This window comes from uncultured Dokdonia sp. (assembly GCF_947492815.1).
GTDB lineage: Bacteria > Bacteroidota > Bacteroidia > Flavobacteriales > Flavobacteriaceae > Dokdonia.
In genome coordinates this window covers 1-598 of the sequence record NZ_CANLOB010000089.1, presented here as the reverse complement: position 1 = coordinate 598, position 598 = coordinate 1, and the positions used below count along the sequence as shown (strand labels likewise).

The window sequence follows — 598 nt, the reverse complement described above, 5'->3', positions numbered from 1 at the left end:
TTCATATTTAACCATCTTAAATTCAATAAAATATACGAAAATTAATTCACTTTAGGACTATTTACGGATATACAAATTAGATAATTAAATCACATCAAAAGAGCGAGGTAGTTTATTTAATTTCTTCAATCTGATAACGTAATATCTTTTAATCTAATAAATGAACCATCTTCTACGAATAAATGAGCATCTATACTAGAGTTGTTTTCTTGTGTATTTTGATTCCCTCCATAGATAGTAGTCATGATTTTTTTATTAAGGATTGATTTATTTTTGAATTCTTTTTTCATTTATAGTATGGATTTATTATTAATTAACAATGAGTAGGACAAGAAGGAGGACATGGTTTCCCATTATCAAATACTTCCAATAGCTCATTTTTATTAGTAGGTATAGGAATAATGACTGTTGTTATTTTTCCTTTTTCATCAATTCCCCAAGCAATATTAGTATTTGTAGAAGGCAAACTGCCAATATGTTTGATGAGTGAACTGGGATAAGAGATATAACGTAAACGTTGTCCATTAAAGGAAGTGATTTCATCAATTTCTGACATTGATTTTTTTGTCCAATTACTTATATAGTTTACAGCTTGATC

General features: G+C 27.4%; 2 protein-coding genes. Both read right to left on the bottom strand.

What is annotated here, in order from left to right; genetic code table 11:
• Positions 1-125: 125 nt before the first annotated feature.
• Positions 126-290, bottom strand: a complete 165-nt coding sequence (locus Q1A01_RS23645) for a hypothetical protein (protein ID WP_299686035.1) — start codon at positions 288-290, stop codon at positions 126-128.
• 23 nt (positions 291-313) lie between these two features.
• On the bottom strand, positions 314-598 hold a 285-nt coding region (locus Q1A01_RS23640), incomplete at its 5' end, for a hypothetical protein (RefSeq protein WP_299686032.1).